6 protein-coding genes are annotated in these 6,493 nt (G+C 72.4%); 5 read left to right on the top strand and 1 reads right to left on the bottom strand.

Features of this window, described 5'->3' with window-relative positions; all coding sequences use genetic code 11:
* The 5 genes from ACTZWW_RS18180 to rpoZ all read left to right on the top strand — a co-directional run.
* On the top strand, nucleotides 1–524 hold a 524-nt coding region (locus ACTZWW_RS18180), incomplete at its 5' end, for a L,D-transpeptidase (protein ID WP_444782387.1).
* 230 nt (nucleotides 525–754) lie between these two features.
* On the top strand, nucleotides 755–2,917 hold the full coding sequence (locus ACTZWW_RS18175; protein ID WP_444782386.1) for a methyl-accepting chemotaxis protein: 2,163 nt from the start codon (nucleotides 755–757) through the stop codon (nucleotides 2,915–2,917).
* Nucleotides 2,918–3,073: 156 nt separating this feature from the next.
* A complete protein-coding gene (locus ACTZWW_RS18170; protein ID WP_444782385.1) occupies nucleotides 3,074–4,507 on the top strand; it encodes a homospermidine synthase in 1,434 nt (477 codons plus the stop codon).
* Nucleotides 4,508–4,592: 85 nt separating this feature from the next.
* Nucleotides 4,593–4,928: a hypothetical protein gene (locus ACTZWW_RS18165; protein WP_444782384.1), complete on the top strand. Its 336-nt coding sequence runs from the start codon at nucleotides 4,593–4,595 to the stop codon at nucleotides 4,926–4,928.
* A 148-nt stretch (nucleotides 4,929–5,076) separates the two neighbouring features.
* Complete coding sequence (gene rpoZ / locus ACTZWW_RS18160) at nucleotides 5,077–5,472, top strand: DNA-directed RNA polymerase subunit omega (protein WP_444782383.1); 396 nt, start codon at nucleotides 5,077–5,079, stop codon at nucleotides 5,470–5,472.
* A 142-nt stretch (nucleotides 5,473–5,614) separates the two neighbouring features.
* Here the strand turns inward: rpoZ and ACTZWW_RS18155 are convergent, their stop codons facing one another.
* Nucleotides 5,615–6,340 (bottom strand): DUF262 domain-containing protein, encoded by a 726-nt coding sequence (locus ACTZWW_RS18155; RefSeq protein ID WP_444782382.1) that lies wholly within the window; start codon nucleotides 6,338–6,340, stop codon nucleotides 5,615–5,617.
* Between the last annotated feature and the right edge of the window lie 153 nt (nucleotides 6,341–6,493).

The following is a 6,493-nucleotide window of genomic DNA, read 5'->3' as shown; positions in this document are numbered from 1 at the left end:
CCGCGCCGCCCGTCGAGTCGCGCCGGCCCGCGCCGGCCGCGCCGCAGGTCGCCGCCGTGCGGCCCGGCGGCGGCGCCGTCGCGGACGTCTATCGCCGCCAGACCGTCGCCTACGAGGGGCGGCACGCACCGGGCACGATCGTGATCGATACGCGCAACAAATTCCTCTATCTCGTCCAGGAGGGCGGCACGGCGCTGCGCTACGGCGTCGGCGTGGGCCGCGAGGGCTTCTCCTGGCGCGGCACGGAGCGCATCACCCGCAAGGCGGAATGGCCGGACTGGCGCCCGCCGGCGGCGATGCGCCGGCGCCAGCCGGAGCTGCCGGCCTTCATGCCCGGCGGCCCCTCGAACCCGCTGGGCGCCCGCGCGCTCTATCTCGGCGACACGCTCTACCGCATCCATGGCACCAACGAGCCGGGCTCGATCGGCCGCGCGATGTCCTCGGGCTGCATCCGCATGATGAACGACGACGTCGTCGACCTGTATCAGCGGGTGCGGGTGGGGACTCTGGTGGTGGTGATGTGAGCTGTCGCCGGCTCCTGCACGGCCGACGGTGTTGATGCGGAAGGCCCGTGCCGGCCTTCCGCATTTTCGTTTTCGGGGGTGGCGCGGTGGTGCCCCGTAGCCGCCTCCGCGCACGGCGCGGCACACGCATTGCGCGGTTTCGCACCGCACACCGCACCGGCGATCAACCTTTTCTTCATTGCCGACGACCGACGGTCTGCTCACCTTTCTTTACGTTAGCGAGACCGCAGATGCGAAGAGTACGTGCGTTCGGGCTCCAGGCCGTCATAACCGCCACGGTCGCCGCGATGGCACTCCTGGCGAGCGTGGCCGTCGGCGTCATCGCCTATCGCAGCGCGCACGAGGCGCTCACCGAAGCCAGCCGCGAGCGGCTGGCGCTGATCTCCACCTCGCGCGCCGCCGCGCTCCAGCGCTCGCTCGACGCGACCGTGCGCGACATCGAGGCGCTGTCGGAGAACGTCGCGGTGCGCTCCGCCCTCGGCGAGCTCAAGGACGCCTTCTTCCTCAACCCGCAGGAGCGCGAGCGCTTCGTCGCCTACTTCACCAGCCCCGCCGCGCTCGAGGAGCGCATCGCGCTCACCGGCCAGGGCGAGCGCACGCTCTACGCCTGGCGTCACGAGGGTGTGCACGCGTCCTTCCGCGCGATCCTGGCCGATCGCGGATATGCGGACATCCTCGTGCTGACGGCGGAGGGCGAGGTGGTCTACTCGGTCGGCAAGCACGACGACTTCGCCGGCGCCGTCTCCGACGCGACCCTCGCGGACAGCGGCCTCGCGCGCGCCCACGCCGCGGCGCTCGCGGGCGTCGAGACGACCGACGGGCTCGCCAGGGCCCGTACCACGGCGGTCGACTTCGCGCCCTACGCCGCGGTCGGCGGTGAGCCCTCCGCCTTCCTGGCGCGCGCGGTGATCTCCCCGGACGGCAGCCTCGTCGACGGCGTGCTCGTCTACCGCATCGCCGGATCGAGCTTCGACGCGGTCCTCGCCGATCGCGCGGGACTCGGCGAGACCGGCGAGAGCTACATCGTCGGCGCGGACGGCCTGCTGCGCTCGCAGCGCCCGCTCGCCGACACGCCCTCGATCCTCGCCCCCCTCGGCCGCCCGGCGGTGCTCGAGGCGGCGACCGGCGGGTTCGAGTACGCCCAGGACGGCGTCGAACGCTTCGCCGACACGCGCGCGCTCTCCTTCCTCGACGTGCCGCTGAAGCTCGTCACCGAGCAGGAGGCCGACGAGGCGCTCGCGCGCGTCGCGGCGACCCGCAACGGCATCCTGGTGGCCACGCTCGCGCTCCTGTTCGGCGCGCTCGTCCTCGCGCTCGTGATCGGGCGCTCGATCGCCAAGCCGATCTCGGCGCTCGCGGTGGCGCTGCGCGCCATCGCCGACGGATCGGCGACCGCCGGCGAGGGCCGCATCGTCGGCGACGAGCGCCGCGACGAGATCGGCGAGATCGCCCGCGCGGTCGCGGGCATCCGCGACCGCGTCCAGGCCGACGCCGCCGCCCGCGAGGCGGAGGAGCGCGACGCCCGCGAGCGCGAGGCCGAGGCGCGCAAGCGCGCCATGCGTGCGCTGGCCGGCGAGCTCGAGCAGACGGTGGGCGAGGCCCTGCGCGCGCTCGGGCGGGAGGCGCAGGCGCTCTCCGCAGCCTCGCAGGACATGGCGCGCCTCTCCGAGAGCGCACGCGGCGGCTCCGAGCGCGTCGCGGGCGCGGCGGGCGCGGCCGGGGGCTCGGTGCGCGACGTCGCGGTCTCCGCCGAGCAGCTCTCCGACTCGATCGGCGAGATCGCCGGGCTCATCAGCCGCTCGGCGACGATCACCAACGAGACCAACGAGCACGCCGCCTCCACCAGCGACGTCGTCGCCTCGCTCGAGGAGAACGCCCAGCGCATCGGCGAGATTCTCACGATGATCGACTCGGTGGCGGCGCAGACCAACCTCCTCGCCCTCAACGCCACGATCGAGGCCGCCCGCGCCGGGGAAGCCGGCAAGGGCTTCGCGGTGGTCGCGGCGGAGGTGAAGTCGCTCGCCTCGCAGACGGCGAAGGCCACCGAGGAGATCTCGAGCCAGATCGCCTCGATGCGCGACGCGACCCGCAACGCGGTGGGGGCGGTGGGCTCGATCAAGACCCGCGTCGCCGAGATCGCCACCGCCATGACCTCGGTCGCGAGCGCGATCGAGGAGCAGTCGGCGGCGACGCAGACCATCGCCGCGAGCGCGGAAGGCGCGCGCGCCAACGCGGCCGGAGTCAGCGACGGCATCGAGGAGGTGCGCGCCGTGGTCGTCTCCACGGACGAGGCGGCCGAGCGCGTGGTGCGGGCGAGCGCCGTCGTGCGCGAGCAGACCACCCTTCTCGACCAGCGCATCCGCCGCTTCCTCGACGAGGTGGCCGCGGCGTGAGGGTGCGGCGTGCGGCGCGGCATATCCGCCGCGCCGCGGCGGTTTCTCCTCGTCGCGACGCCGCGCGCCGTTGACGCGCGCGGCGCACCAACTAAAGGTGCGCGCTCCCGTTCCCGCGGAGGCTTATCCCCGCATTCCTGAAGGAGAGAGCGCGCGATGAGTGCCGTCTGGCCCGTGCATGGCGAGATCACCGGCCCGATCGTGATGATCGGCTTCGGCTCGATCGGCAAGGGGACGCTTCCCCTGATCGAGCGTCACTTCGCCTTCGACAAGGACCGGTTCACGGTCATCGACCCGAACGACGCCGACCGGGCGCTGCTCGACGATCGCGGCATCGCCTTCGTGCACGAGGCCGTGACGCGCGAGAACTATCGCGAGTTGCTCGTGCCGCTTCTCACGAAGGGCGAGGGCCAGGGGTTCTGCGTCAACCTCTCGGTGGACACCTCCTCGCGCGACCTGATGCAGCTGTGCCGCGAGCTCGGCGTGCTCTACATCGACACCGTGGTCGAGCCGTGGAAGGGCTTCTACTTCGACAAGGACGCCGGTCCGGCGGCGCGCACCAACTATGCCTTGCGCGAGACGATCCTGGCCGAGCGCCGCGACCGGCCGGGCGGCACCACCGCCGTCTCCTGCTGCGGCGCCAATCCCGGCATGGTGTCGTGGTTGGTCAAGCAGGCGCTCGTCAACGTCGCGACCGATCTCGGGCTCGACTTCGAGACGCCGACCACGCGTGAGGCCTGGGCGGCGCTGATGCGTGACGCCGGCGTCAAGGGCATCCACATCGCCGAGCGCGACACCCAGCGCGCGCGCAACCCAAAGCCCCAGGGCGTGTTCGTCAACACCTGGTCGGTCGAGGGGTTCGTCTCCGAGGGGCTCCAGCCGGCCGAGCTCGGCTTCGGCACGCACGAGACCTGGATGCCGGACAACGCGTGCACGCACGAGAGCGGCAGCGGCGCGGCGATCTACCTGCTCCAGCCCGGCGCCAACACCCGCGTGCGCTCCTGGACGCCGACGGCGAAGGCGCAGTACGGCTTCCTCGTGACGCACAACGAGTCGATCTCGATCGCCGACTTCTTCACGGTGCGCGCCGGCGACGAGGTCGCCTACCGCCCCACCTGCCATTACGCCTACCATCCGGCGAACGACGCCGTGCTCTCGCTGCACGAGATGTTCGGCGCCGGCGGCGTGGCGCAGGAGACGTTCCACATCCTCGACGAGCACGAGATCGTCGACGGCATCGACGAGCTCGGGGTGCTGCTCTACGGCCACGCCAAGAACGCCTACTGGTACGGCTCGCAGCTCTCGATCGAGGAGACGCGGCGCATCGCGCCCTACCAGAACGCGACGGGCCTGCAGGTCTCCTCCGCCGTGCTCGCCGGCATGGTCTGGGCGCTCGAGAACCCGAACGCCGGCATCGTCGAGGCCGACGAGATGGACTACGCGCGCTGCCTCGAGGTCCAGACGCCCTATCTGGGTCCGGTCGTCGGTGTGTACACGGGCTGGACGCCGCTCGACGGGCGCCCGGGCCTCTTCCCCGAGGACATCGACACGAGCGATCCCTGGCAGTTCCGGAACGTGCTGGTGCGCTGACCGTCCCGTCCTGCGACGCGGGAGCGGGATGACAGCTCGCGGGTCCGCCCCCATATCTTTCGGCGGACCCGGAGCCCGCGCCACGATGCCTCATTTCGATCCTCACTACGCCGACAAGCTGCGCGGCTCGCAAGGCCTCGCCGATGCCGACAGCGTGCTCGACCTGCGCGGGGCCGCACGCGCCGCGGCGGAGGCTTCGCTCGCCGAGCTGATCGAGCGCTCGCGCTTCGGCGAGGCCAAGGCCGTGGCGATCCGCATCGCCGCGCCTCTGCCCGGTGCCGGCGAGACGCTGTTCCAGCCGGTGGGCCGGGCCTTGCTCGAGGCCAAGCGCAAGGGGCACGTCACGCGCCTCGCACCCCTCCCCGCCGGTGACGGTCTGGGCTTCTTCGTGCGGCTGGCCGGCCGCTCCGGAAAGCCCTGACGCCGACGGTGCGGCCGCGGCGAGCGGGCGCGCCGGCTCGGCCGGGCTTGCCGTTCCCGGCCGGGCTTGCCATTTCGCCATCCGCGCTGTATGCACCCGCCTTCGCCAAGAACTCCCTGACCGGCCAGCCCATCGGAAGGAGCCGCCCATGGCTCGCGTGACCGTCGAAGACTGCATCGACAAGGTCGAGAACCGTTTCGAGCTCGTGCTGCTCGCGAGCCACCGCGCCCGCATGATCTCCTCGGGCGCACCGCTCACCGTCGACCGCGACCGCGACAAGAACCCGGTCGTGGCCCTGCGCGAGGTCGCCGACGAGACGGTCCGGCCGGACGACCTGCGCGAGCAGCTGATCCATTCCATGCAGAAGTACGTCGAGGTCGACGAGCCGGAGGCCGAGGCCGTGCCGATGATCGGCGCCCCCGCCCCCGAGGGCTCCGGTGGCGAGGACGGCGAGGTCACCTTCGACCGCATGTCCGAGGAGGACCTCCTGCGCGGCCTCGAGGGGCTGCAGCCCCCGGCGCAGACGGACGACGACGAGGGCTGACGCGGCGGCGTCGCGCCCCGGCCTGCGAGACGATGGGAAACCCGGCCGAGAGGCCGGGTTTTTTTGTGATTGCGCCCGCGTACCGGCGGACAGCCCGCCTCGTTCGGGTCGGCGGATGCGGACGGACCAGCGGGCGTTCACGTCAGCGCGGGCGGGGCCGAGACGACGGCAACGCCCATGCCATCGCCGCCTCGAATTCCTCGTCGGTCATGGCGACGCCGGCGCGGGCGATGTGGCGGAAGGCCGCGAGCGCCTCCTCCGGCGGGAGGTTGACGAGCTCGGTGACGTGGCAGCGCGCGTCCATCAGGACGCGGGTGACCTGATCGAACCAGTCCATGTGCGCCTGCGGCACGACGCGCCCCGGCGTGCGCAGGACCAGCGACCACAGCAGCGCGTTCTCGAACAGGGCGCGCACGGGCACGCGGTTGCCGGTCGCCGCCTCCTCGGCGGGGACGAAGTGGATCGCGCGCACGTCCGGGTCGGCGACCAGCGCCTTGCCCGAACGCCACGTCGCGCGTTCCGCCGCCGTCATGTCGGATGGCCCGGGCGCGTCGAAGGGTGCCAACGACCACGCGAATGTGGCGAGCCGGTTCTGCCCGTCGAGCAGGATCGAGAAGCGCCGGGCGTAACGGGGCTGGAGCGGGCCGATGCGCCCGCGCGAGGCCCCCGCGAGCTCGATTCCCTCCGGCGGGCGCCAGATCAGGAACTGGCCCATCGGCCAGCCGCGCAGCAGGCTCTCCCAGAAGCGCTCGACGTCCTCCTGTCCCCAGACGTAGGGGCGCCGGAACGCGGCCGGTGCGAGGTAGCCCTCGCTGGCGCGCCGCATGACGCTCTCGATCAGCTCCCCGTTCACCGTGACCCGCACCATGACGTCCTCCCGACGCTCTCCACCCAGCAGGCCGATCGGCGGGAGCCGGGCGTTCGCGCGACGTGCGCGTGCCGAGCCTAGCGGAAGTCGTGGTCTCGCGCACGAGGGATGCTCGGCTGCACCGCGGATCGAACGCGCCGTGACCCGCCCCCT

Origin of the sequence: Salinarimonas sp. NSM, assembly GCF_052380005.1 — a bacterium.
In the GTDB taxonomy this organism is placed as follows: Bacteria; Pseudomonadota; Alphaproteobacteria; order Rhizobiales; family Beijerinckiaceae; genus Salinarimonas.
The sequence above is the reverse complement of the archived record's forward strand: the minus strand, read 5'-3'. Positions and strand labels throughout refer to the sequence as shown.

Coding starts and splice junctions, on each gene's coding strand:
- ACTZWW_RS18155 (WP_444782382.1), bottom strand. CDS start 6,340: ATGGTGCGGGTCACGGTGAACGGGGAGCTGATCGAGAGCGTCATGCGG.
- rpoZ (WP_444782383.1), top strand. CDS start 5,077: ATGGCTCGCGTGACCGTCGAAGACTGCATCGACAAGGTCGAGAACCGT.
- ACTZWW_RS18165 (WP_444782384.1), top strand. CDS start 4,593: ATGCCTCATTTCGATCCTCACTACGCCGACAAGCTGCGCGGCTCGCAA.
- ACTZWW_RS18175 (WP_444782386.1), top strand. CDS start 755: ATGCGAAGAGTACGTGCGTTCGGGCTCCAGGCCGTCATAACCGCCACG.
- ACTZWW_RS18170 (WP_444782385.1), top strand. CDS start 3,074: ATGAGTGCCGTCTGGCCCGTGCATGGCGAGATCACCGGCCCGATCGTG.